Origin of the sequence: Enterococcus sp. DIV0756 (assembly GCF_051710745.1) — a bacterium.
Lineage (GTDB): Bacteria > Bacillota > Bacilli > Lactobacillales > Enterococcaceae > Enterococcus_A.
Genome location: NZ_JBIOLF010000001.1, coordinates 2,428,552 through 2,453,621 on the forward strand (window position 1 = coordinate 2,428,552; position 25,070 = coordinate 2,453,621).

A 25,070-nucleotide genomic window follows, 5' to 3' on the forward strand; every position below is an offset into this window, starting at 1 on the left:
TTTAGAACGTCCCTTCGTAAGTTGTTTCTTTAAATCCGTTTAATAAAAATTGATCATTTTTGATCAGTAATGGGCGCTTCACTAGCATCCCGTCACTTGCTAATAATTCACTGGCTTCTTCTACCGATAAATCTGCCATTTTGTCCTTCAAGCCTAATTCACGATATTTCATACCGCTAGTATTGAAGAATCTGCGGACTGGCAAATCGCTAGCAGTCAGCCACTTTTCAAAAGTATCCGCTGAAGGCGTCTCTTGAACCAAATCAATCGTTTCAAACTCCACACCAGCTTGTTCTAACCAAGCTTTAGCTTTGCGGCAAGTTGAACATTTAGGGTACCAATAAAATTTAAGCACTGCGTGTCCTCCTAATAGGTTGTTTATCTGCACTTTGATAACGCATCGATAAAATCAAACCGATTCCGATCATATTTCCCAGAATCGATGATCCACCTTGACTAATAAATGGCAACGGAATCCCCGTTAACGGTAATAACCCAATATTTGCCCCAATATTTTCAAAAACATGGAACAGCATCATCATAACGATTCCTGATGCGATGTAGGCGTAGAACTCATTATTCATGTCAAAGCATAACCGAATCATGCGATAAATCAAAATAAAATAAATCAAAATTACAAAAGCACCGCCGATGAATCCAAAGTTCTCACCAATGACTGTAAAGATCATATCCGATTCCCGTACTGGCACATAGACATTACTAACATTGTAGCCTGTCCCGAACATTCCGCCAGACCCGATTGCCATCAATGCATGGGCTAATTGGAAACTGATTCCTTGAGGATCGTGGAACGGCTCAAGCCAGGAGTCAATTCGAGCAAATTGATAATTCTTGAATCCTATATGTGTTAGGATTTCTCGTCCTGCATCTGTCGTGACGAAAAATATCAAGGTTCCGCCTAAAACAATTGCTAAAATAATTGCTGGAACCAAAATCAACCATGAGATTCCCGACATTAAAAACATTCCTGCAAAGATTGCTAAAAAGACAAGCATTGTACCAAAGTCTTTTTGTGCCAACACTAAAACTAGAACCGGAAGAGTTACTAAAAACATTTTACCAATCAACATAGTGTCGGTTTTAAGACTGCGAAGCTTATTCGACACATTATGTTTAGTGATGATCAGCGCCATCATTAATATGTAAGCAATCTTCATCAATTCTGAAGGCTGGAAGGTCAGTGTTCCAAACTTAAACCAGTTTTTCGAACCAGTAGAAGCAAATAAGGCAGTGTCGTAATACTTCAACAAAGCAAGCATAACCGCTAAACCAATCACGTACATAAACGGGGTTATGCGCCATAAGAGCTTCGCATCAAAATGAATGATAATTACTACAGCTAATGCACCAACCACGTACCAAACAGCTTGCATGGCCAACCCACGAAAAACATTCGGATCTCTCGGGTCCTGAACCAACGCAACATATAAAGCAAGCAGCCCGATCAAACACAATATAAAAACAGGTAAAATAACGCCATAATCAATTCGGCTGTCATTATTATTCTTTTTTAATCTATCCATTGTTCATCTCTTTTCCCACAGTGTACTTGCCCTATTATAGACGCTTCTTTGATTAAAGAAAAGTCAGCATCGCTGACTTTGTAAAAACTTTATTCTTCTCGAAAGTCATGTTGTAAAAAGTTGATCAATCCCCAGATCCCCAGCTGCAAAATACTAAACATTACGACAAATTGCAACTTTTCAGCGCTCCAATGACCAATAAGTAATTTCAGCACTTTCATAGGCTGAATGAATAGCTCGACCGAATGAATCCGTTCAAAGCGCCCAATGTAAACTGCGATACTAGAAAGAACTGACAGTACGGTTAAACTCCCGATCTTCTGCATCAACGGCAATCTGATTGCTGAAAATAGTTTGAACACCTGCGCCATGCCGAGAAAAACCATTATAAGAGCTGGCAATAGTAATAAAAGATAAGACCACCAGCTATTACTGTCATTAAAAAAATGCCCGCCAGGCTGATAAACCTTTAAACTAGCCAGATGAAACATATCAGTCATTAAATATGGAACATTTGGGAAAAACAACAACCACAGCGGTATAAAAAGCCAGCGCCAGTTACTTCTCAATTTTAGAAAGAGCTGTGCAAAAACAATTGGCAGCCATGCTAGAAAGACATTCAACGCCATTGGTCTGAGTGAAATACATCAATAAAATATACATCCATACACCGAGATGGAATCCATAAACTTTTTTCATAACTCTCCTTCATTTAATCCACTATTCTTTAAAAATACTATACAAGTTTGGTCGATAAACTATGATCAGGATAGTAAAAAGCCGTCATCATCGAAGGATTAACCTTGATACGACGGCTTTTATAAGTAGTGCCAGCTGCAGGATTCGAACCTGTGACCTACGCGTTACGAGTGCGTTGCTCTACCAACTGAGCTAAGCTGGCGATTAGTACAAAAGAAATTATAAGAAACTTCTGCGAAAAAGTAAAGTAAGATTCTTCTCAAAAAGCGATTACATGAAAAAAACTTGAAAATGTGCTAAAATTAAGTACGTGAAAAAAGGGGGCGTTCAAAAAGTATGGCTACATTTGGCAAAATAGAGACGCATATAGATCCTTCCGAAGTTGGGAAAAAATTTCCCGTTAAGACACACGTCATGTTCACTATCCGCGGCAAATCTCAAACTGGGATTGTTGCTAAACAATTGAAAAACGCAGCTGTCGTTGAAATTGATGAAAAGCAGGACAATGAAGAGCTGATCAATCATTCCAACGGCGTTGTCGTCGTCAATTATAAACAAATGAAGAAGATTTAAAGGTTTCGCGAATTGTTTGATTTTTTAAGCAACAAGAAGACTCTGACGCAAGACACATCTTCTTAAGTATCAGAGGTATGCCAAGAGATTTGGCATACCTCTTTTTTTGCAAAAAAAGGTATTTGCTGCAATGAATTTAAAGAAATTAGCCACATGACTATGGAAAGGCAAGAAGCCTTTATTTTTTTGTCCTGAATTTCGAAAGAAATCAGTAAAAAGACATCCCAAACTCAAATTTCGAGTTTGGAACGTCCTTTGTCTACAGTCTGAGTGACCGAATATTCATTCGATCACGTTCATTTATTTATTTTGTTCCGAATAGACGGTCGCCTGCATCGCCTAGACCTGGAACGATATAGCCTTGCTCGTTCAATTGGTCATCTAAAGCCGCTGTATAAATATCAACATCTGGATGCGCATCTTGTAATGCTTTTACGCCTTCTGGAGCTGCAACTAAACAAACAAATTTCATGTTTGACGCGCCACGTTTTTTTAACGAATCAATCGCCATGATTGCCGAACCCCCAGTAGCTAGCATTGGATCAACGATGAATAGTTGACGGCTGTCAATATCTTCCGGCATTTTGAAGAAATATTCATGTGGTTCCAACGTTTCTTCATCACGGAACATACCGATATGTCCAACTTTTGCCGCAGGGATCAATTCTAGAATGCCATCTACCATACCGATACCCGCGCGCAGGATTGGTACGATCGCAACTTTTTTACCAGATAACGTTTTTTGTGTAGATAGCGTGATTGGTGTTTCAATCTCGATATCTTCTAATGGCATATCCCGTGAAACTTCGTATGCCATCAACATCGCAATTTCATTGACTACTTCGCGAAAAACTTTTGTTCCACAGTTCTTATCACGAATGATCGTTAATTTGTGTTGGATCAGTGGATGATCAATTACTTGAAACTTACCCATAATAAATTGCTCCTTACTCATTTTAAAGTATTCATTTTTCGCATTGAAAAATGAGACAGAATACTGTACCGCAGGTCTTTACAACACTTAAAAAACGGACGTCCCTTATTCTGCATTTCTCCTAATTATAAGACAACTAGTGTCAGAAAACTAGTCTAATGTGACTGAATTGGATGAGATTCTGTTAATTCTAATACTGCTTTGCGAATCTCTGCCAGTTTCGCTTCATCACCTTTAGAACGCAAGGTTTCAATCATTAATTCTGCCACTTGTTTTGCATCCTCTTCAACAAATCCACGACTGGTAATAGCAGGTGTTCCGATTCGAACACCACTCGTCTCTTTAAAACTTTTTGACTCAAAAGGAATAGAGTTTTTGTTGACCGTAATATGCACGCTATCTAATAATTCCTCTGCTTCGCGTCCAGTAATATCAAAACCTGTCACTTCGATCAGAAGCAAATGATTGTCTGTAGCTCCAGATATTACACGCGTTTCCGGCGCTTGATTAAAGACTTTAACCATTGCCTGTGCATTTTTTAACACCTGCTCGCTATACTCTTTAAAATCTGGTGACAAAGCTTCCTTAAAAGCTACCGCTTTGGCTGCGATCACATGTTCTAATGGTCCACCCTGTAAACCAGGAAAAACAGCACTATTGATTTTCTTTGCCAAATCAGCATCATTAGTTAGGATCAACCCGCCGCGTGGTCCACGTAAGGTTTTATGAGTTGTTGAAGTTACGATATCTGCATAAGGTACTGGGTTAGGATGTAAACCAGTCGCTACTAATCCCGCAATATGAGCCATATCCACCATCAATTTTGCATCTACCTCATCGGCAATTTCACGGAAACGGGCAAAATCAATCGTCCGACTATACGCACTCGCTCCTGCTACAATCAATTTAGGCTGATGTTTCCGCGCCAAAATGCGAACGACTTCATAGTCGATCGTTTCTGTATGAGGATCTACGCCATAGCTGACAAAATTATATAACTTTCCGCTGACATTCACTGGTGAACCATGAGTCAAGTGACCTCCTGCGGATAGATCCATTCCTAAAACAGTATCACCAGGCTGGATCAATGAAAAATAGGCTGCTTGATTCGCTTGTGAGCCAGAGTGTGCCTGGACATTCGCAAATGTTGCATCAAATAATTCTTTCGCGCGATCGATTGCTAAATTCTCTACAACATCGACAAATTCACAACCGCCATAATAGCGTCGACCAGGGTATCCTTCTGCATATTTATTTGTCAGAACACTCCCCTGTGCCAATCTTACAGCTTCTGACACAATGTTTTCTGAGGCGATCAATTCGATATTCTGTTCTTGACGCTCCGCCTCGTTTTCAATTGCTCCCCATAGTTCGGGATCTAGTGCTTTATAATCCATCCCAACGCCACCTTTCAATTTTCTGATTTAAGTATACGAAAGATTCAACAGATAATCGAATCTTTTGTTTACTTTTCTGTAAAATATTTTTGTGCTGCTGCTTTCTTCAAGCGATTCATATAGGCTAAGCCTAGATGATCCTCCGGAAAGACTTCCGCAAAGATTACGTCGCTTTGTTTTGCCTCATCCAATGCTCTCAATCCGCTGAATAATCCGCGAGTAGCCGCCTCGATTGAATCTTCTTCAAAGACAAAACGATCTGCTGAAGGATAGCTATCAGCAATTTTAGGCGTCGCCAGCAAACCGACTTTTTTCCCGTTTGTATCAGCCCAAGCGATGGCTTTTTCCCAATCACCTGGTTTAATCATTAAAACCGATACATCAGGCGAATAATGCTTATATTTCATTCCGGGCGCTTTCGGCGTTTCACTTTCTTTGACTAGATGTTTGTCTAAAGGAACTTCAATACCCAAAACTTCTTCTAGTTTTTCTTTTGTCACTGCACCTGGACGTAAAATTGTCGGCACTTCTCCACTTAAATCCAACACCGTCGATTCTACGCCGATTTGTGTTGCTCCATCGTCTAAAATTCCAGCAATTTTGCCTTTAAGATCGTGAAAAACATGCAGCGCTGTTGTTGGACTTGGTTTGCCAGAGGTATTCGCACTCGGTCCAACTAAAGGAGCCCCTGTTTCTTCAATCAAAGATAATGTTTTTTTATTATCTGGCATCCGAAAGGCAGCTGTGGATAAACCACCGGTCACAATCGGACTTAAACTCCCGGCTTTGATCGAAAAAATCAACGTCAGCGGTCCTGGCCAAAACTTTTGAACGATTTTTTCAGTTAAAGGATGATAGCTTTTCACAAATTCTTCAGTCATCGAGAAATCGGCCACATGAACGATCAATGGGTTGTCACTAGGTCGTCCTTTAACCGCAAAAACTTGCTTGACAGCCTCCGGTAAAAGCGCGTTAGCTCCCAATCCGTAGACAGTCTCCGTAGGAAAAGCCACCAACTCTCCTTGACGCAATAACGCCGCCGCTTGATTTATTTGATCCGTTTGAAAAATTTTCGTTTCCACAGCTTCTCCACAGCTCCTTTACTCTAGCTTTCCTCATTTATAAACTTTCTTTCGTAACTTATCCTCACGTTGTGGATAACACGATTGTCAAGTGTGTATAACCATGTTGATAACTTTTTGTGTTTTTGAACACTGCTATATCAGCGTTCTTTTATTATTTTTTTCGCTAAAAATAATTTTTAGCGAATGACAACCATCCGATCATGTCCCGACATATCCTGATGAATACGTACATCTTTTTCCGGAAAAGTTTCTTGGAAGATTTGTTGAACCGCTCGCCCTTGCTGAAAGCCAATTTCCAAGAAAATCATGCCCGTTGGCTGTAGAAGCTCACGACTTTCTGACGCAATTTTTTGATAGATAGCTAATCCATCATTTTCCGCAAAAAGCGCCAGCTTAGGTTCGTAAGTTCGAACACTTTCATCCATCAAATCCCATTCGCTTTGACTGATATAAGGAGGATTACTAATGATAATATCTTGCTTTTCAGAAATTGCTGATAACACATCGCTTTGTGTGAATTTGATTGATGCTTGCAGATTTTCTGCATTTTCTTCTGCAACACACAACGCCTCTTTCGAAATATCCAGAGCAATCACATCCCAATCTGGACGAGCTAGCTTCAGGCTAATCGCGATGGCCCCAGTGCCTGTTCCAATATCGACAATTTTCTTCGTCTTGCCTTCATTCATAGACAAACATAAAGCAACTAACTCTTCCGTTTCCGGTCGCGGTATCAACGTATCCTTGGTCACTTTGAAACGATGTTCAAAGAAATATTCATAGCCCAACAAGTACTGCGGGGGAATATTGGCCATTAAGCTTTCCAGGTCTTTCTGAATTATTCGTTCATCCGCTGGTAAAATATTCTCCCGCATATGCAATAGCCATTGGGTTTTATCCCAGTTTTTACGAGCTAGAAAAAGATATTCGATCGCATAGCCTTCTTTTCCATGATCCTCTAAAAAAGAAGAAGCCCCAGACAGGACTTCTACGTAGGTTTTAGCCATTTTGCATCTCTTCCAATTTCTGCGTTTGATCATACATAATCAAGGCATCAACAATCTCGTCTAGCTTACCTGCTAGGATTTGATCTAGTTTTTGGATCGTTAAGCCAATCCGGTGATCCGTCACCCGATTTTGCGGGAAGTTATACGTACGGATACGTTCTGAACGATCTCCTGTTCCAACAGCCGATTTACGACTCGCATCATATTCACTTTGTGCTTCTTGCTGGATTTTGTCATACACACGTGCGCGTAAAATCTTCATCGCTTTTTCACGGTTTTTGATTTGAGAACGTTCGTCCTGCATCGCAACAGCGATCCCAGTTGGTAAATGAGTCAAACGAACCGCAGATGCTGTCTTATTGACGTGCTGACCGCCGGCACCAGATGCGTGATAAATATCCGTCCGAATATCCTTATCAGCAATATCAATTTCAACTTCTTCCGCCTCCGGCATAACCACGACCGTCGCAGTCGAAGTATGGATACGACCTTGAGATTCCGTTGATGGTACACGTTGAACACGGTGTGCGCCACTTTCGTATTTGAGTTTCGAGTAAACATTGTCACCCGTAATCATCATGATGACTTCTTTATATCCGCCGATACCAGTTACATTGGCTTCCATGACTTCCGTCTTCCAGCCTTGATTTTCCGCGTATTTTTGATACATATTGAAAAGATCGCCTGCAAATAAAGCAGCTTCATCTCCACCAGCAGCGCCACGAATTTCCATGATGATGTTTTTGTCATCATTTGGGTCCTTCGGTAATAGAAGAATCTTGATCTCCTCTTCCAACGCTTCTTTTTCCTTTTTTAAATCTGATAGTTCTTCTTTTGCCATTTCTGCCATGTCGGCATCCAGGTTTTCACCTAATAATTCTTCTGCATCACTAATGCCTTCTACCACTTTTTTATAACGACGGTAAGTTTCTACCGTGTCGCGGGTATTCGCTTCTTCTTTTGACAGCTGCATGAAGCGCTGCGTATCACTAATGACTTCCGGGTCACTTAGTAATTCGCCAAGCTCTTCATAACGATCTTCGATTGCTTGCAGTTGATCGTACATGAATAAAATTCCTCCTAGTTCCTATAAAAATTTTTCTACCTATATCATCTATGTCCATGAAATAGTTATTCCGGACTAGTAATCTCTGGGTGTAAATAATGCTTGCGGCAAACAGGGTAATAGGCCTCATTACCGCCGATTTGCACTTGATCGCCTTCATAGACGGGGCGACCATCAATGTAATGGAGATTCATCGTGGCTTTTTTATGACAAAACCAGCAGATTGTTTTCAGCTCTTCTAATTTATCTGCATAAAGCAGCAAATATTTTGAACCCTCAAACATTTCATTTCGGAAGTCATTTTTCAAACCAAAGGCCATAACTGGAATGTCTAAGTCGTCTACGACTTGTGCTAATTGAATAACATGCTTCTTCGATAAAAATTGTGATTCATCAATTAAAACACAGTAAGGCTTATAGTCGAGTTCCTTGATAAATTCGTAAATGTTGGTCTCTGAAAAAATCGGTACAGCAGGTCGGCTCAAGCCGATCCGACTGGAGATGGTTCCTACACCTTCTCGTGTATCCAGACCGCTAGTCATCAATACCACCGGTTTGTTTTGTTCTTCATAATTATGAGCGACTTTCAGTATCTCAATCGTTTTGCCGCTGTTCATTGCACCGTATTTAAAAAAAAGCTGGGCCATTTCTTGTCACCTTTCCCTTTTGTTCCTATCGTATTATAGCGGAAAAGCTTGATTATTTACAGTAATAATTTTCATTAATGCCTCATCTTAGAAGAATCAATAATTAATTTCAACAAAATCACAGGCTATCTTTTTAAGAATATAAGCGCTCAATGCTATACTTTTCGTTGGTAATTATTTTTATAAATATAAAATTAGGAGGCGTTCTCATGGAACAATCAGGTAAAAAGAAGCGGCGTAGTTTCCCTTCTGCGTACACAGTTATCATTATTGTGTTGATCTTGGTTCAAGCACTAACATTCTTTATTCCTTCAGGCAAGTACAGTACGTTGAGTTATGACAGTGGCAAAGATCAATTCGCGATTACAGATGCTAAGGATAAAACGATCATGGAGCCTGCAACACAAAAAACATTGGATAAATACGATATTCATATCAAGGTTGATAAATTTCGCGATGGAACAATTTATCGTCCAGCCGCTATTCCCAATTCTTATGAAGGGATTAAAAAGCCCGAACGCGGAATTACAGGAACGATCACTCAGTTTTTAAAAGCGCAAGTTCAAGGAATTACTGAAAGTGTTGACATCATGATCTTCATTTTGATTTTAGGCGGTGTTATTGGGATTGTTAATGCTACTGGCGCGATGGACGCTGGAATGATGCGGCTTTCAGAAAAATTGAAAGGCAAACAAAAATGGTTGATCGTAATCGTTACTACCTTGATTGCTATTGGCGGAACTACTTTTGGTTTAGCGGAGGAAACGATTGCCTTTTATCCAATTTTAATTCCAATTTTCTTATTGGCAGGCTATGATACGCTCACGGCAGTCGCCACGATCTATTTAGGAACCGCCATAGGAACGATGAGCTCTACGATTAATCCCTTCTCGACGGTGATTGCATCAAACGCTGCTGGAATCAGTTTTACTGACGGCATGCCACTGCGTATTTTGATGTGGGTCACAGCCGTAGGTCTCTCAATTCTTTATACGATTCGATACGCAGAAAGAGTCCGGATGAACCCTGCCACATCGCTAGTTGCCGATCAAGCAGAAAGCGACCGAGAACGTTTCTTAGGTGGACAGGAACGTGAAAAAAATACAGATTTCACCAAACGGCAAAAATTTTCATTGATTGTTTTTGCTTTAGGCTTTGTTGTAATGATTTATGGCGTGCAGCAACTAGGCTGGTACTTTACCGAGATTGCAGTGGTCTTCTTAGCAGTTACTTATATACTAGCCTTCGTCTCAGGGTTAGGAGAAAAGAAATTCATCGACAGCTTCGTTACTGGCGCTGCGGATCTATTAGGGGTTGCATTGATTGTCGGGTTAGCTCGTTCGGTCGGTATCGTGATGGAAAACAGCTTTATCAGTGATACGATCATGAATTTCTTTAGCAATGCCATCAGCGGGATGAACAATGTCATCTTCATTTGGTTTATGTTCCTAGTCTATGTCATTTTAGGTTTCTTCATTCAATCTTCTTCTGGTTTGGCGGTATTATCAATGCCAATTATGGCGCCTTTGGCTGATGTTGTTGGTATTGATCGTGCATTGATTATTGATGCCTATAACTGGGGACAAGGCTTGATTGGATTGGTCGCCCCAACAGGATTGATTTTAGTTTCCTTGTCTGTGGTGAACATCGGCTTTGATAAATGGATAAAATTTGTCACGAAGTTATTGGTCACTATCATTGTTTTAATTCTCGCTTTCTTAGCGATTGGTGTATTGATTTCATAATAAAAAGCCCGAATCAATTTACGATTCGGGCTTTATTGTCTCTAGATACGTCTTACGCCACTTCTTATCTACTTGACGTGTGCCTTCTTTAAAGAAGATTTCCTCCGTTGCTGCTTCATTGGCAGTTTTATAGTACCACTTTTTCCAGCGCAGAAAATCCAATTGGGCTTGTAATTCTATGATTTTTTTCTCTAAGGCTGCCTCTTGCTCAACCATAAAAGCATAGCGCTGCGGCAAGCTTTTGTCCCCTTCTACACACCAATCCATAAATTTCGCAATTTCTTTAACAGGAATTCCAGAGCGCTTTAAACAATCAATTACTTCGATATAACCAAGATCATCCTCAGTAAATACTCTGCGACCTGCTTGATTTTTCTTAACAAATGGCAGTAGCCCTGCTTTATCATAATATCTCAGAGTGTCTTGAGAGATGCCATACATTTTTGTAATATCGCCAATCAAAAAATTTTTCATTTTTTCAAACTTCCTTCTTGACCTGGAGTTAACTCCAAGTAGTAAAGTCAGTGTATCATACTTTTGAAAGAAGGCAATTTATATGGAAAAATCGTTAGTTGTAATTACAGGTGCTAGTTCTGGATTTGGTGCCGAGATCGCCAAACTATTTAACCAAGCAGGAAATCCATTACTGCTGCTCGGTCGTCGCGTAGAAAAAATCGAAGCACTACCCTTGAATTTTGAGAATGTCATGATTGAAAAGGTTGACGTGACTGATCAAAAGGCGTTTGAAGTCAGTATTAAAAAAGCAGAAGCTGCCTATGGTCCAGTAGATCTATTAGTCAACAATGCAGGCGTGATGTTACTTGGAAATGTCTTGACCCAAGATCCAGCAGAATGGCAAACCATGCTGAATACTAACGTGATGGGAGTACTAAACGGAATGCAGATTGTATTGCCTAGTATGACCGAACGTAGACATGGAACAATCATCAATATGTCTTCTCTTGCTGGTAAGAAAACCTTTACCAACCATGCTGCATATGTTGCTTCAAAATTCGGCGTGCACGGGTTAAGTGAAACAATTCGTGAAGAAGTTTCCGGCTCAAATGTCCGCGTTTCTTTAGTCGCTCCTGGCGCTGCTGAAACAGAATTGCTTACCCATGTGACAGACCAAGGAGCATTAACGGATTACCAAGCTTGGAAAGAAAGCATGGGCGGCATCACACTTGATCCAGTTCATGTTGCTGAGACAGTGAAATTTATCTATGACATGCCGCAAGAAGTCAACATTCGTGAAATCGATATTGCAGCGACTGCGCAGGACAACTAATCAAACACAATCTCCTCTTACTTACTCCTTCCAAACCGGTGGGAGTTTTTTTCATGGAAGCATGCTATACTATCTCTATTGTAAAAATTTCCCACAGATGATTGAAGGAGTCTTCTATGAATTTTGATCGCCGAGTAAATTTTCTCAAAAAAAGCTGGCAAAAGCTTAATAATCGATTTTCTTCGATTCAAATCATCGTCTTCTACTATTTAGCGATGACCATTCTTTCTTTGATCTTGTTCCATTTACCAATTTTTCGTGAGCCAGGTTCACACGTGCCTTTTCTTGATATGGTATTTATGGCCATTTCGACCATTTCAGTGACTGGTTTAACCACCTTTGATATCAATTCAGTCTTCAACGATACCGGTGTTTTAATGTTGGAAGTATTATTCCATATTGGTGGATTGGGGATCATGATGATCACTACTTTCTTTTTTATCGTATCAAAACGTCGAATTACGTTGAAACAACGCCAACTAATTATGACAGACATGAATCAACCGCGTCTAAGTGGAATTGTCAACTTGATTCGAATTACATTTACGATGTTGTTAGCAATAGAAGTTCTTTTTGGCACGATTTTTTCGATTTATTTTTATCTGGCAGGCTATTATCAAAAACTATCGGAAGCGATCTTTTTTGGCTTCTATCAGGCAATCTCTGCTGTGACGAACTCGGGCTTTGACGTGACTGGTGAATCAATTATTCCTTTTTCTCATGATTACTTTTTCATCATCACGATCATGGTGTTGATTTTTATCGGTGGGATCGGATTCCCCGTCTTAATGGATTTTCATGGCTGGATTTATCACAAACGTTCTAAATCTCGGATTCCGTTTCGGTTTAGTCTTTTTTCTAAAATTGCGCTGCTCGCTTTTTTTGTTCTATTTATTGGCGGTACAGTAGCTATCTGGCTATTAGAAAAAGATCACAATTTTGCTAATATGAATCTATTTGACCAATGGTTGAACTCGTCTTTCTATTCCATGACAACGCGCAATGCCGGTCTGCAAATTCATGACCTGAACTTGTTCCAAAATACGACCTTGATCATCTTTTCTTTACTGATGTTTATCGGCTGTTCTCCTAGTTCAGTGGGCGGCGGAATTCGAACCACAACGATCGCGATTATCGGATTATATCTATACTCATTCTTAAAAAATGAGAACGACATCAATATTTTTGGTCGAAAAATCGCTCAAGAAGATGTCCGAAAATCTGTGGTAGTCTTCATGCTATCTGCTGGAATGTGTCTATTCAGTATTCTTTTTTTAACGGCGACGGAGGATCATTCTTTGATTTCGATCATCGTTGAAGTTACCTCTGCTTTTGGAACGACCGGACTTTCTTTAGGAATTACTGATGACCTTTCAAATACCGGAAAAATCATGATCGCTGTTTTAATGTTTATCGGACGTATCGGCATGCTTTATACCCTGATGCTCTTTGTTCCAAAAGAAACACAGGACTTAGGCTATGAATTTCCAGAAGAAAAGATTATTATTGGCTAGGAGCAAAACTTTGCCCTAGCTTTTTTCTATAGAAAATTTAAGAATAGGAAAAGCTATTTAAACTTTTTTTTTAAATATGATAAGATGAATTAAATTTGTTTTTAGACATGGAGGATGTGTAATGGGGATACGAAGTCAACTGGCTATCTCTGCCGGCAAGACCGCCCAATGGGTATTAAAAACGTTTTTTAAAGGCGGATCCAGTTATCCTGGACAACTCGCTTTAAAGTTGGATCCAAAGATTTTAGATACCTTAGTCAAAGACTATAAAGTGGTAGTAGTAACTGGTACAAACGGAAAAACCTTAACCACTGCCTTAACGGTTAATATCTTAAAACAGGACTTTGATTATGTGTTGACAAATCCAACCGGCGCCAACATGGTACAAGGAATCGTATCAACATTTTTGAATGCTAAAGGGAAAAAAGGCGACAAAAAAATAGCTGTTCTTGAAATTGATGAAGCCAGCTTGAGCAAAGTCACGGAATACATCAAACCAGAGCTATTTCTATTTACGAATATCTTCCGCGACCAGATGGACCGTTACGGTGAAATCTATACGACCTACAAATTGATCGTGGACGGTGCAGCTAAATCGCCAAGCGCTCCGATCTTATGTAACGGCGACTCACCGATCTTCAATTCATTGGAAACAGTCAACCCAAGAAAATATTACGGTTTCGATCATTTACCAGATGAAGATCAGGATGCACATTACAATACGGACGGTCTGCTTTGTCCTAAATGTCAGCACATTTTGAAATACAAAATGATCACGTATGCCAATTTAGGTAAATATTATTGTCCTAACTGCGGCTTCCACCGTCCAGAATTAGATTATAAATTAACTGAAATGAAAGCAATGGATAATAAGTCTTCAGAATTTGTAATTGATGGTCAAGATTATAAGATCGAAGTCGGCGGTATGTACAATGTATACAACGCTCTTGCCGCAACTGCTGTAGCGGAATTCTATGGCGTTTCTAAAGACAAGATCAAACGCGGACTTGGCTATGATGAAAAAGTCTTTGGTCGCCAAGAAGAATTTGTGATTGATGGCAAAAAATGTACGCTTGTTTTAGTAAAAAATCCAGTCGGCTTAAACCAAGTTATCGACATGATCGGTCTAGCACCTTATCCCTTCTCATTGGTTTCCTTATTGAATGCCAATTATGCAGATGGTATCGACATCAGTTGGATCTGGGATGGCAATCACGAAGCCTTCGCTGAGATGGAAATTCCCGCAGTCATTGCAGGTGGAGATCGTCATGAGGACATGGCCCTTCGCCTGAAAGTAGCAGGAATTCCTGAAGATAAACTAACTGAGACGGAAAGCTTGACGGATGTCATTGAAAAGATCAAACTATTGCCGACGGAACACGTGTACATCCTTGCGACCTACACAGCCGTTTTACAATTACGGAAAGAATTAGCCCAAAAAGGCTATATTGATGGAGGTATGGATCGTGGCTAAATACGAATTGAACTTAGCGCATTTATACGGAAATTTGTTAAACACATACGGGGACAATGGTAATCTCTTAACGTTGAATTATTATGCGAAACAAATGGGCATCGACATCCATTCAGAGATCGTCAGCATTTATCAAGACTTCGATCCTGATAAATATGATTTTGTCTTCATCGGTGGCGGACAAGATTATGAACAGGTCATCGTTTCAAAGGATATCCAAGATAAGAAAGAAGACTTGATTAAGTACATCGAAAACAACGGGGTCATTCTTTCAATCTGTGGTGGCTATCAGTTACTGGGCCACTACTATATTGGTGCAAATGGAGAAAAAATCGATGGTATCGGTGCATTGGATCATTACACCCTAAGCCAAGACAACCATCGTTTCATCGGAGATATCGAGATCCATAACGAAGAATTTGGGGAAACCTATTACGGCTTTGAAAATCACAATGGTCGTACATTCTTAGGTGAAGGTGAACGCCCACTAGGCACGATTGTTAAAGGCAATGGGAATAACGGCGAAGACCATGGTGAAGGTGTTATCTACAAAAATGTTTATGGCTCATACTTCCACGGTCCGATCTTAGCTCGTAACAAATCATTGGCTGTGCGCTTACTTCATACCGCTTTAAAAAATAAGTACGGGGAAGATGTTGATCTGCCAGAATTACCATAAAATAAAAATACTCATCCGCGTTAGTTGGATGAGCATTTTTGTATATGAAAAAACATTTACTATTTTGTTCCTGGAGTGGAAGCGATGATCTTCATTTCGCCTTCAACCTTCCATTCGGTAATTTGTGCCGGTAAAATGCAGCTTGTTCCAGGCTTCATCTCATAACTTTGACCATCAACGATCAAATTTCCGTACCCTTCAACAACTGTTACTAACGTGTACTCCCCTTCTTTTTTAAGAGCAAGTTCACCCACAACGTCCCATTCATACACATTAAAGAAATCTGTCTTCAAGTAGGTAATTACTGAAGAGGTACCCTTTTTGCTTTCAGAGATTTCTAATTCGGGACTGATAGCTGGAACCGTTGTCACATCAATTGATTGCTGGATGTGCAATTCGCGTGTATTGCCTTGATCATCCTTACGATCATAGTCATAAACGCGGTATGTTGTATCTGAACTTTGTTGTGTTTCTAAAATCATGATGCCTTTACCGATTGCGTGGATCGTCCCACTTGGGACATAGAAAAAGTCACCTTTTTTTACAGGAACCCGTCGCAATAAATCATCCCAACGTTCGTTTTCAATCATTTCTGCCAATTCTTCACGAGATTTCGCATTATGTCCGTAAACGATCTCCGAACCTGGTTTCGCATTAATAATATACCAACATTCAGTTTTACCTAGTTCTCCTTCGTGCTTCAATCCGTAGCTGTCGTCTGGATGAACTTGAACAGATAAGTCATCTTCTGCATCTAAAATCTTAGTTAATAATGGGAATACGTCGCCTTCTGCATTACCGAACAATTCACGATGCTCATTCCAAAGATCGCTGACCTTCCAGCCTTTGTAAGGACCGTTTTCTACGATACTAACACCATGCGGATGTCCGCTGATCGCCCAATCCTCACCGATTTTGTCGTTTGGAATGTCAAAGCCAAAAACAGTGTGTAATTGATCGCCACCCCAAATTTTTTCTTGAAAGACTGGTTGTAAAAATAATGGTTCCATACTTCTTGCTCCTTTTTAAGTTAGTGTATTTATGTTCATTTCGCCCTAAGCAAGCTGCGAAAAGCTGTAGATTTTTAAGTTATTGAAAATAGGCAGCTATCCTAACCTTATTTTTGATACCGTTGCATGCGTTCTTTCAAATAACAGACCAAAATCTCATCACGGTGCTTCACGTAACTAGCACGATGATCCTCTGTGTGAACGCGATTTGATAGAAAGATAAAAGCTGATTTTTTTATAACATCCAGCATTAGAAAGGTCCCTGTATACCCAGTATGAAAGAGTAACGGGCTTCGATCTAATGGGCTGTATTTCAGATCCCAGCCAATTGAACGCGCACCATTTCCTGTCGGTGTTTGATCACAAAGTAATTCTTGAACTGTCTTATCATGCAAATAAATCATATCGCTAACACGTCCAAGTTTCAAATACATTTTTGCAAATTTACTTAAATCTTTCATATTCGTAAAAAGTCCAGCGTTTCCCGCATGCTCCGCTAATACGCGAGCCTTCGGATCATGAGTCATACCCTTTAAAATCGTCCCGTCTGATAACTTTTCAGTTGGCACAATTTTATCATAAGGTGCCTGTGGTAAAAAAAGACTATCGGACATTCCAAGTGGCTGCAAAACTTCCTGTTTGAAAACGTCGATCACATCTTTTTGATAAAGCTTTTCGATTAGAAATCCTAATAAGATCGTTCCAGCATCCGTATACTTAACGACTTCTCCCAGCTCTTCTCCCGGTTGTAAATTTAGATATGCCGTTCGGAGTTCTTGCGCATTTAACTGATCACGATTTGGGATATACGTTTGAATATCTGATGTATGTGTTAATAAATGTCGTAAGGTAATCGTTTCATTTTGAAAATCTGGCAGCAGACTATGAAGGGATTGATCCCACGAAACTTTCCCTGCCTCCTTCAATTTCAACATGATTGTTGTTGTGCAGACGACTTTTGTTAAAGAAGCGACATCAAAAAGGAAATCTTCTTGCATCGAAACTATCGTTGGTTCTACTTGTGCATTTCCTAGGACATAATTCTCGTCATTTTCACTTTCGATAAAACGCACAACTGCCCCTGGAAAAACACCCTCCTGCATTTTTTCTTCTATTAATTGAAGTGTATCAGGATACATGCTGACCTCCCATATAGACTTGTTTCTTAAAAAGTATAGCATAAAATAGTAAATGAGCCTTTTTAAAATTTGAATAGCTCTAGAAAAAAATTAGCGGTAAAATGAAAAGAATAAAGTATCCCTAAAAAGGAGTGCCCTTCGATGAAGACAAGGCATAAAAAAATTTTACAGCCACGAAATATTCTCATCCTTTTGTTGTCTTTTACTCTGATTCTTTTAGTTGATTTATTTATGGACAATTGGCAACTTAAGAGTATCAGTCTATTCTTTATATTCTTGCTTGATAGTACCCTTCTTTATCAATTCACTGACTACTTCAGCAAAACAGGAATTTTTATCGTACCTGTCTATGATTTTATTATCCATTTATTTCTGTGCTTCCTAGTTGGTCTAGCAGTTTACTATACTCATGCAGTTAGACCCACTCTTCATGCCTCAATGTTACTTGTCATCATTCATAGTAGTTGGAAGTAAGTTGTCTACGCGAATGAATTTAACTACTAAAAATAAAAAAGCCGCGATCTTCTCGCGACTTTTTCTATTTCAGTACAAACCACCATTCGATCCCAGCTGCATCATAGATTGTAATCAGAGATTTTTTTTGATCCATGAAATAGTCGAACTCTTTATTACTTAGGTGTTTAGATAATTCCAGTAGTTTCACTTTCGAAACTTTGAATTGCAAAAAGTCCAAGCCCAATACTTTATCTGTTGGCAAATCAATTGTACCGCCAATTGCCGATGTCAATCCAATATTAAAGTCGCCACGATTCAATACTAGCTCTTCTTCACTTTCATCATGAACCTTCAAACCTAAAATATCAGCTAAAAAGGCCTGTTGTTTATTCAAGTCACTAACATTTAAATGTAGCTTGTCAAAATAGGCACCATGAATTTTTTCACGCTTTGTTGCTTTTTTGGCTAATTCACTGAAATCTAGTTCTACTGGTTCTGAGGTTGAACGTTCCTTACTAGGAGCAAAGAAAATCTCGATTTCGTTTCCTTCAGGATCTTCAAAGAGCAACCCCTTCTCATCATCGGCCTGCAAAGCAGATTTAACAGGATAGTTTCCTTCCTTTGCACGGTAATAGACATTCGCCAATTCCTCTACATTGGGTACTACTAATGAGACCCGTTGCATTTTTTTAATTTCTCCACGATGTTCATCTGCTCGTGGGCTTTCTTCCAGCCAAAGTAATTCACTGGCTGGATCTTTGTATCCTAGAATCGCTAATTCGTTTTCCTCACGTAATAGATGCAATCCGATGATATCCCGATAAAAATGAATCATGCCATCACGATCTCGCACACGAATAGCGATTGTTTTCAAACTAAGTGTCCCTAAATGAAAATTCTCCATTATTCTCTTCCCTCCGTCACTACTATTCTACCGATGCCCTCTGATTCACGCAAGCAATATCTTTTCTAAAAAAAGAGTCGATTATTTTCTACCCCGAAAAATGAACACAATAACAAGAAAATGATATTTTCATAAAATCAATGAAAAAACCTTGTCAATTTTTTCTAGTTTTGAAAGTTTTTTGAATGATTACTTTACTTTTTACCAAATTCAAGTAAAATGTCTATGATAACACTTGTAATCAAGCAATAAATACATTAATGTTGGAATAACTATTAAGAAAGAAAAGGCTGTTGAAAAAAATGAACTATTCAGTAACAACAAAAGAATTTATGCTACTTGCTGCTAAGGGACCTGTGGACGTATTGGATTTAAGAGACCCTGATTTTACTGATTCCTTTGATTTACTAGAAGGGTCTAACGTAACTCGTATTCCTCTAACCCAATTGCCTAATCGTTTGGACCAACTTGACAAAGGTAAAACGTATTACCTATTCACTGAATTCGGTGGTCGTTCGAAAACGATGGCTCAATATTTAAGAAATGAAGGCTTCCAAGTCACAAATGTAATTGGTGGTACTTCTGCCTATAAGCAATATCTTGCAAGTTAACAAAATTTGTTTTATTTGAAACTTCTGAGCAGATAAATTGTCTGTTTTAGATATATTGTGTACGATTCGTTTGTAATTAAATTTAAGGAGTGTTAGTTTTGGCAAATGTTCTAGTAGTGAATGCTCATCCGTTAGCCGCAGAAGACTCACAAACTGTAACTATTCTGGATACTTTTATCGAAGCCCATCAAGCAAGTCATCCGGAAGACGTGTTCACCATGTTGGATTTGTATTATACAGATCTTCCTGAGATCGACGGCGATTTATTATCCGCCTGGAAGGCTCTTCAAAAAGGTACTGAGTTTACAGATTTAAGTAGTGTTCAGCAAGAAAAAGTTCGTGTCTTTAATGAGTTTACTGATCAATTTTTAGCTAGTGAAAAAATTGTGATCGCCAACGCTTTATGGAACCTGAATATTCCAACGAAATTAAAAGCGTGGTTTGATACAATAAATGTTGCAGGTAAAACCTTCAAATATACAGCTGAAGGTCCTATTGGATTGATTACAGATAAGAAAGCTCTCCACATTCAATCAAGTGGCGGTACATATAATGGTCAAGATTTCTCAGCACAATACGTTAAAGGAATTTTGAATTTTATCGGTATCACTGATTTTGACTCTATCTACATTGAAGGCGCGGATTACGATCCAGCCAGAGCACCTGAGATTATGGCAGCGGCAAAAGAAAAAGCCACATCATTGGCTGCACAATTTTAAAAAAAATCCTGTCGATTATTCATCGACAGGATTTTTTTCTATATTTTCATCTTCATATAAACTTGAGACACCTTTATACCACTCGAATACATGGATCGCGATTACTTTCGCTACCGCATAAAACGGAATCCCTAAGATTACTCCCGCAATACCAAAGATTTTTCCAGCTGTCAGTAAGACGAACATAATCGTCACAGGATGAATTTCTAATTGATTTCCTAAAACTAATGGTGAGACAATTCGTCCTTCAATTGTTTGCTCAATCGCAAAAACAATAATCACTTTCACCAGCATGATTGGACCGGTAACAATGGCAATAAAGACAACTGGCACCATTGCTAAGAAAGATCCCAGATAAGGAATCAAGTTCAAAAATCCGGCTAAAATCCCTAAAGTAATCGCATAATTCATTCCTACTAAAGAAAATCCAATAATGAACATTACGGCTACTGCAAACGCTACAGTCAGCTGTCCGCGAATATATGACGCTAGCTGTGAGTTCATCTCTGTCATAACCTTCAGGGTTGGTTTTCGTGCTTTAGTCGGTAAGAATTTTAAAATGTACGGTGCTAATTGATCGCCATCCTTCAGAAGGAAAAATAGAATGATCGGCGCCGTAAACAATGCAATCAGAACCGTCGCCAATGTCGAAACAACACTTCCCAAGCCTTGCAAAGTCACACGAGAAATATTTTGTGCCGTCTCTGTCAACGACTCTAATATTTTCTGCAAACTATTATCAATATGCTGTTGAAATGGTTTGAAGGCTGGATCTGTAAAAATCTCACTTAGTTTATCGCTGATTGTATCAAAATAGCCTGGTAAGCTTCTCATCATCGAACCAATTTGCTCTCTAATCTGCGGTATGATAACGACGATGCCCCAAATAATCAATGCCACTACTGCGATAAAAAGCAATACAATAGCAAAGCTGCGCTTCAGCCCTTTTCTCTCTAAAAAATTGACTACTGGATTCATTAAATAATAGAGAATACCAGCAATCACCATCGGAAGACCAACGATTGCAAAGAATTGACCCACCGGTTCAAATAGATACGACACTTTCGTAAAGACCAACGCGATTAGCAGCAGCAATAATACAATGATTAATGCCACAACCACTTGGCTATTTAAAAACCATTTCCAAAACCAAGAAGTTTTTTGCGTTAATTTCTTTTTATCCACTTACTCACGCTCCTACTGAAAGGTAATTTTCATCCCTACTTCCAAATTCGGAAGCTTCTCTGGGGTGACATAGATTGCATTGGGAATTTCACCGACTTTTTCTTGAAAGAAAACTGTCGCATGTCCGATTTCATTTAAATTTTGATTGGCCAACGGCCCCATACCCTTCACTTGGTATACTTGATCGCCAAAAATCAATTGGCCACCCTTTTCTAAAACAATTGGAGTATTAGTGATTGGCTTTTGAACGATCGAGACATCTAATAAGTCTGGTGTAATACTTTCACCAAAAAGCACTAAAATATTTTCATCGTTAATCGCATTTTTTCCAATTTTAGTAATTTCCGTTACAGTCATAGGTCACTCTCTTTTCACATTTATTTTTCAATTATATCACAAAGTTAGCGCTATCCAAGCGGGAATAAACTTGCTAAAATGTAGATAGAATGAAGGAGGTTTTTTAATGATCCACAAAATAATTTTAGGAACGTACACACGACGCATCAGTCAAGGGATTTACCAAATCGAGTTAGATACTTCGGCTGAAACGTTAAACAACTTAGAGTTAGTAACAGAAGAAACAAGTCCTACCTACTTTGCCAAAAGTAAAGAAAATTTTCTTTACTCAGTAACAAGTCGCGAGGGTCAGGGCGGCATGTCCAGCTACGATGCGCAAAATAAGTTTTTGAATGCGGTGACAGAAGAAGGCGCTCCACCTTGTTACGTGGCTGTTGATGAACAACGGCAACTTGTTTACGGCGCCAATTATCATAAAGGCGAATTAAATACCTATAAAATCCAACCAGATGGCTCTCTAGAGGCTGCAGCTTCCCTTTTCCATAAAGAGCCAACTGGACCTCATAAAAATCAAGACCACGCTCATACTCACTACACGGATCTTGCACCTGATCAACGCTTAGTTGTGTGTGATCTTGGTACTGATCGTGTTTATACCTATGATGTTTCAGAATCTGGTGAGGTCGAAGAAGTGGCCGTCTATGTCGCAGAACCTGGTACAGGACCTCGTCATTTAGTCTTCCATCCAACTGAAATGATCGCCTATTTATTTGGTGAATTAGATAGTAGCGTAACTGTTCTAACTTATGACAAAACAGATGGTAGCTTTACTCAAACGCAAAAAGTCTCTACCCTGCCAAAAGATTTTGATGGCGAAAATGGCGGTGCAGCGATTCGCGTATCAAAGGATGGGCGTTATCTGTATGCGTCAAATCGTGGACACAATTCGATTGCTGTTTTCGCAGTTGCTGAAGATGGCTTGAGTATTGATTCAATCCAAATCATTTCAACAGAAGGCGATTTCCCAAGAGACTTCGCATTAAGCCCGGATAATAACTATCTAGTTGCCGCAAACCAAAACAGTGATAACTTAACGCTTTATCGTCGTGACAGCGAGACTGGTCTATTGACGATGATCCAGAAGGATGTCTTTGCGCCTGAAGCTGTTTGTGTCTACTTTGATTAGTAAGCAGTACAATGGGAAAAATATTTAGTCCCTGATACCTTAGGAGGTCGTACTTATGAATAAAGAAGAAGTAATTGAACGATTGAAAAAGGATTTGGATTTACCAAACTTCAAAGGACGTTTAGAAGAAAAAGAATATACCGAAGAAGAATATCAAAAGATTAAAAACGATTTGAATGATTACTTCGAAAATTATGTAAGAAATATCGAGAATTAAAAAAAGTCTTTCCTTTCGTGCTCATCGCGAAAGGAAAGACTTTTTGTATGTTGAGTTGATGATGGACCTTCAGTAATCTGAGAAGAGCAGAACTGCAGCTAACTCTTAATACGGAAATCATTTTTCCAAACCCATGAAAAATGAAGTTAACTCTCACTTCGCATATCATTCTGCTAAACAGTTTGTCTTCTTTATTTTCAATCATCGATAGGTCGATTTGAACCTTCAGTGTCCTGCGAAAAGCAGAACTGACTGCTAGCTCGTAATACGGAAATCATTTTTCCAAACCCATGAAAAATGAAGTTAATTCTCACTTCGCATATCATTCTGCTAAACAGTTTGTCTTCTTTATTTTCAATCATCGATAAGTCGATTTGAGCCTTCAGTGTCCTGCGAAAAGCAGAACTGACAAAGAAGCACCGATCGGCAAATCGGTGCTAAAGGAGTATTACCTAAATGCAATGAAAAAGAAAAGGTTGTTATTGGTTATGAATTAATAATACTCAATTCTTTTCCATTTGTATTTAAAATAACGTTATAAAAAAATTAGAAAACCCTTGTTCTCTTATGGTTTAAACTTGTTAATTATTTCAATAACAGATTAGTGATTTTTTGGATTGTTTTATAAATGATGTCAGTGGCAGCATCCTGTTTTTTTTCGGCTGCGTTAAACGCTTCTTCATTTACTTCTGGTAACAAACTATCTGTCATTTCTTGACAGCCGGCTACGTATTGAACGTATGCCTTCTCAAAGCTTTTATGGTTTCCCATTACTTTTGCAGGTGCTTTTAACAGCCCAATCTTTTCTAAATTCAATTGATAAAACTGAGTGCCTTCTTTAAAAAGTTCATGGATTTCTGATAGACGTTCTTGGTCAAACTCAGCCATTTTATTTTCATCTAAAGCAGTTCGAATTTCTTCGTAGCTTGGGTGTAAACGCTCACCCATTTTTTCCGTATTTTGAACGATTTCGTTAATTTCTCTAGCATAAAATCCTGTATTAGGTCGCATTCCTTTATTCCTACTTTCTATCTTTTGATACTATCCATTTTACCGATTTTCTTTCAAGATGCAAAGAAGCCCAGAAAATATTAAAAATTGCTTCATTTATTATTCGTTTGATGATACTTTGGAAGAAATAAGTTTTTCAAGAGGGGGAGTAGTATGAATAAGATAATCAGAAAATGGCGACGCGAAGATGCAACAAATTTGGCTAAAGCTCTAAACAATAAAAAAATTCAGGCAAATTTACGAGATGGGCTTTCTTATCCTTATACGGAATCAGATGCTGAAGATTTTATTCACAGTATGCTAGAAGCTGATCCAGACAAAACCTTTGCCTTTGCAATCGTGAATGAGCAAGATGAAGCAATCGGAAGCATCGGCGCTTTCCGCTGCGAGAACATTCATCACTTAACTGCTGAAATAGGCTATTACATTGCGGAAAATTATTGGGGCCAAGGAATCGGAACAAAAGCGATCAAACAGCTGGTAGACTATCTTTTTAACGAAACTGACATCATTCGACTTTTTGCAGAGCCATTTTCAACGAATCATGCTTCTTGTCGTTTGTTGGAGAAAAATGGGTTCCAATTGGAAGGAACGTTGAGAAAAAATGCAATTAAAAATGGTGAGATTATCGATATGCAGATGTATTCTTTGATCAAATAAAAAAATTCGCATGAATGCCAATA

28 protein-coding genes and 1 tRNA gene are annotated in these 25,070 nt (G+C 39.0%); 12 read left to right on the forward strand and 17 right to left on the reverse strand.

Translation table 11 applies throughout. The features are described 5' to 3' along the window. Position 1 precedes the first annotated feature (1 nt). From IGI44_RS11840 to IGI44_RS11855, 4 genes are all read right to left on the reverse strand, one after another. Positions 2-355 (reverse strand): arsenate reductase family protein, encoded by a 354-nt coding sequence (locus tag IGI44_RS11840; RefSeq protein ID WP_438787914.1) that lies wholly within the window; start codon positions 353-355, stop codon positions 2-4. Beyond that, positions 348-1,544, reverse strand: a complete 1,197-nt coding sequence (locus IGI44_RS11845) for an FtsW/RodA/SpoVE family cell cycle protein (RefSeq protein ID WP_438787915.1) — start codon at positions 1,542-1,544, stop codon at positions 348-350. Before IGI44_RS11845 ends, IGI44_RS11840 begins: the two co-directional genes overlap by 8 nt. Positions 1,545-1,633: 89 nt before the next feature. Next, the gene (locus IGI44_RS11850) at positions 1,634-2,167 is read right to left on the reverse strand and encodes a DUF1361 domain-containing protein (RefSeq protein WP_438787916.1); all 534 of its coding nucleotides are present in this window, start codon (positions 2,165-2,167) and stop codon (positions 1,634-1,636) included. A 205-nt stretch (positions 2,168-2,372) separates the two neighbouring features. Beyond that, positions 2,373-2,445, reverse strand: a tRNA-Thr gene (locus tag IGI44_RS11855). A gap of 134 nt (positions 2,446-2,579) precedes the next feature. Between IGI44_RS11855 and IGI44_RS11860 the strand changes: the two genes are divergently transcribed. Then, positions 2,580-2,816 (forward strand): hypothetical protein, encoded by a 237-nt coding sequence (locus tag IGI44_RS11860; RefSeq protein ID WP_438787917.1) that lies wholly within the window; start codon positions 2,580-2,582, stop codon positions 2,814-2,816. A 304-nt stretch (positions 2,817-3,120) separates the two neighbouring features. Here the strand turns inward: IGI44_RS11860 and upp are convergent, their stop codons facing one another. The 6 genes from upp to IGI44_RS11890 form a co-directional block, all read right to left on the reverse strand. After that, a complete protein-coding gene (upp, locus tag IGI44_RS11865; RefSeq protein ID WP_016180473.1) occupies positions 3,121-3,750 on the reverse strand; it encodes a uracil phosphoribosyltransferase in 630 nt (209 codons plus the stop codon). A 155-nt stretch (positions 3,751-3,905) separates the two neighbouring features. Continuing rightward, the gene (glyA, locus tag IGI44_RS11870; RefSeq protein WP_438787918.1) at positions 3,906-5,147 is read right to left on the reverse strand and encodes a serine hydroxymethyltransferase; all 1,242 of its coding nucleotides are present in this window, start codon (positions 5,145-5,147) and stop codon (positions 3,906-3,908) included. A 68-nt stretch (positions 5,148-5,215) separates the two neighbouring features. Next, positions 5,216-6,229 carry an L-threonylcarbamoyladenylate synthase gene (locus IGI44_RS11875; RefSeq protein WP_438787919.1) on the reverse strand — a complete coding sequence of 338 codons (1,014 nt, stop codon included), beginning with the start codon at positions 6,227-6,229 and terminating at the stop codon, positions 5,216-5,218. Between the two features lie 179 nt (positions 6,230-6,408). Then, complete coding sequence (prmC, locus tag IGI44_RS11880) at positions 6,409-7,239, reverse strand: peptide chain release factor N(5)-glutamine methyltransferase (protein ID WP_438787920.1); 831 nt, start codon at positions 7,237-7,239, stop codon at positions 6,409-6,411. After that, positions 7,232-8,305, reverse strand: coding sequence for a peptide chain release factor 1 (gene prfA, locus IGI44_RS11885; protein ID WP_438787921.1), 1,074 nt, complete (start codon positions 8,303-8,305; stop codon positions 7,232-7,234). The genes prmC and prfA overlap by 8 nt, the downstream gene beginning before the upstream one ends. Before the next feature lie 65 nt (positions 8,306-8,370). Further along, a complete protein-coding gene (locus IGI44_RS11890; RefSeq protein WP_438787922.1) occupies positions 8,371-8,952 on the reverse strand; it encodes a thymidine kinase in 582 nt (193 codons plus the stop codon). 209 nt (positions 8,953-9,161) lie between these two features. Between IGI44_RS11890 and IGI44_RS11895 the strand changes: the two genes are divergently transcribed. Next, complete coding sequence (locus IGI44_RS11895) at positions 9,162-10,697, forward strand: YfcC family protein (RefSeq protein ID WP_438787923.1); 1,536 nt, start codon at positions 9,162-9,164, stop codon at positions 10,695-10,697. Positions 10,698-10,715: 18 nt separating this feature from the next. Here IGI44_RS11895 and IGI44_RS11900 read toward each other — a convergent pair whose 3' ends face one another. Continuing rightward, positions 10,716-11,171: a MerR family transcriptional regulator gene (locus IGI44_RS11900; RefSeq protein ID WP_438787924.1), complete on the reverse strand. Its 456-nt coding sequence runs from the start codon at positions 11,169-11,171 to the stop codon at positions 10,716-10,718. Positions 11,172-11,253: 82 nt separating this feature from the next. On the opposite strand from IGI44_RS11900, the gene IGI44_RS11905 reads away from it, so the two are divergent. From IGI44_RS11905 to IGI44_RS11920, 4 genes are all read left to right on the forward strand, one after another. Next, positions 11,254-11,985 (forward strand): SDR family oxidoreductase, encoded by a 732-nt coding sequence (locus tag IGI44_RS11905; RefSeq protein WP_438787925.1) that lies wholly within the window; start codon positions 11,254-11,256, stop codon positions 11,983-11,985. A gap of 116 nt (positions 11,986-12,101) precedes the next feature. Next, positions 12,102-13,499 carry a TrkH family potassium uptake protein gene (locus IGI44_RS11910; RefSeq protein WP_438787926.1) on the forward strand — a complete coding sequence of 466 codons (1,398 nt, stop codon included), beginning with the start codon at positions 12,102-12,104 and terminating at the stop codon, positions 13,497-13,499. Between the two features lie 121 nt (positions 13,500-13,620). Then, positions 13,621-14,973, forward strand: coding sequence for a MurT ligase domain-containing protein (locus tag IGI44_RS11915; RefSeq protein ID WP_438787927.1), 1,353 nt, complete (start codon positions 13,621-13,623; stop codon positions 14,971-14,973). Continuing rightward, on the forward strand, positions 14,966-15,652 hold the full coding sequence (locus IGI44_RS11920) for a type 1 glutamine amidotransferase (RefSeq protein ID WP_438787928.1): 687 nt from the start codon (positions 14,966-14,968) through the stop codon (positions 15,650-15,652). The genes IGI44_RS11915 and IGI44_RS11920 overlap by 8 nt, the downstream gene beginning before the upstream one ends. A gap of 59 nt (positions 15,653-15,711) precedes the next feature. On the opposite strand, the gene manA is transcribed toward IGI44_RS11920, so the two are convergent. Both manA and IGI44_RS11930 read right to left on the reverse strand, forming a co-directional pair. After that, on the reverse strand, positions 15,712-16,662 hold the full coding sequence (gene manA / locus IGI44_RS11925) for a mannose-6-phosphate isomerase, class I (protein WP_438787929.1): 951 nt from the start codon (positions 16,660-16,662) through the stop codon (positions 15,712-15,714). Positions 16,663-16,769: 107 nt separating this feature from the next. After that, a complete protein-coding gene (locus IGI44_RS11930) occupies positions 16,770-17,801 on the reverse strand; it encodes a serine hydrolase domain-containing protein (RefSeq protein WP_438787930.1) in 1,032 nt (343 codons plus the stop codon). 141 nt (positions 17,802-17,942) lie between these two features. On the opposite strand from IGI44_RS11930, the gene IGI44_RS11935 reads away from it, so the two are divergent. Then, entirely contained in the window at positions 17,943-18,275 is a 333-nt protein-coding gene (locus IGI44_RS11935) for a hypothetical protein (protein ID WP_438787931.1), read from the forward strand. 64 nt (positions 18,276-18,339) lie between these two features. On the opposite strand, the gene IGI44_RS11940 is transcribed toward IGI44_RS11935, so the two are convergent. Further along, complete coding sequence (locus IGI44_RS11940; RefSeq protein WP_438787932.1) at positions 18,340-19,161, reverse strand: VOC family protein; 822 nt, start codon at positions 19,159-19,161, stop codon at positions 18,340-18,342. 302 nt (positions 19,162-19,463) lie between these two features. On the opposite strand from IGI44_RS11940, the gene IGI44_RS11945 reads away from it, so the two are divergent. Together IGI44_RS11945 and IGI44_RS11950 are read left to right on the forward strand one after the other, a co-directional pair. Beyond that, complete coding sequence (locus IGI44_RS11945) at positions 19,464-19,772, forward strand: rhodanese-like domain-containing protein (RefSeq protein WP_438787933.1); 309 nt, start codon at positions 19,464-19,466, stop codon at positions 19,770-19,772. 98 nt (positions 19,773-19,870) lie between these two features. Next, complete coding sequence (locus IGI44_RS11950) at positions 19,871-20,491, forward strand: FMN-dependent NADH-azoreductase (protein ID WP_438787934.1); 621 nt, start codon at positions 19,871-19,873, stop codon at positions 20,489-20,491. A gap of 15 nt (positions 20,492-20,506) precedes the next feature. On the opposite strand, the gene IGI44_RS11955 is transcribed toward IGI44_RS11950, so the two are convergent. After that, positions 20,507-21,676 (reverse strand): AI-2E family transporter, encoded by a 1,170-nt coding sequence (locus IGI44_RS11955; protein WP_438787935.1) that lies wholly within the window; start codon positions 21,674-21,676, stop codon positions 20,507-20,509. 12 nt (positions 21,677-21,688) lie between these two features. Continuing rightward, a complete protein-coding gene (locus tag IGI44_RS11960; RefSeq protein ID WP_438787936.1) occupies positions 21,689-22,033 on the reverse strand; it encodes a PTS glucitol/sorbitol transporter subunit IIA in 345 nt (114 codons plus the stop codon). 106 nt (positions 22,034-22,139) lie between these two features. Here IGI44_RS11960 and IGI44_RS11965 point away from each other — a divergent pair, with 106 nt between their 5' ends. Together IGI44_RS11965 and IGI44_RS11970 are read left to right on the forward strand one after the other, a co-directional pair. Next, positions 22,140-23,159 (forward strand): lactonase family protein, encoded by a 1,020-nt coding sequence (locus tag IGI44_RS11965; RefSeq protein WP_438787937.1) that lies wholly within the window; start codon positions 22,140-22,142, stop codon positions 23,157-23,159. A 55-nt stretch (positions 23,160-23,214) separates the two neighbouring features. Next, positions 23,215-23,376: a hypothetical protein gene (locus tag IGI44_RS11970; protein ID WP_016180453.1), complete on the forward strand. Its 162-nt coding sequence runs from the start codon at positions 23,215-23,217 to the stop codon at positions 23,374-23,376. Between the two features lie 585 nt (positions 23,377-23,961). On the opposite strand, the gene IGI44_RS11975 is transcribed toward IGI44_RS11970, so the two are convergent. Beyond that, positions 23,962-24,387 carry a hypothetical protein gene (locus tag IGI44_RS11975; RefSeq protein ID WP_438787938.1) on the reverse strand — a complete coding sequence of 142 codons (426 nt, stop codon included), beginning with the start codon at positions 24,385-24,387 and terminating at the stop codon, positions 23,962-23,964. Positions 24,388-24,540: 153 nt separating this feature from the next. On the opposite strand from IGI44_RS11975, the gene IGI44_RS11980 reads away from it, so the two are divergent. Next, positions 24,541-25,047 (forward strand): GNAT family N-acetyltransferase, encoded by a 507-nt coding sequence (locus IGI44_RS11980; protein WP_438787939.1) that lies wholly within the window; start codon positions 24,541-24,543, stop codon positions 25,045-25,047. Positions 25,048-25,070 lie beyond the last annotated feature (23 nt).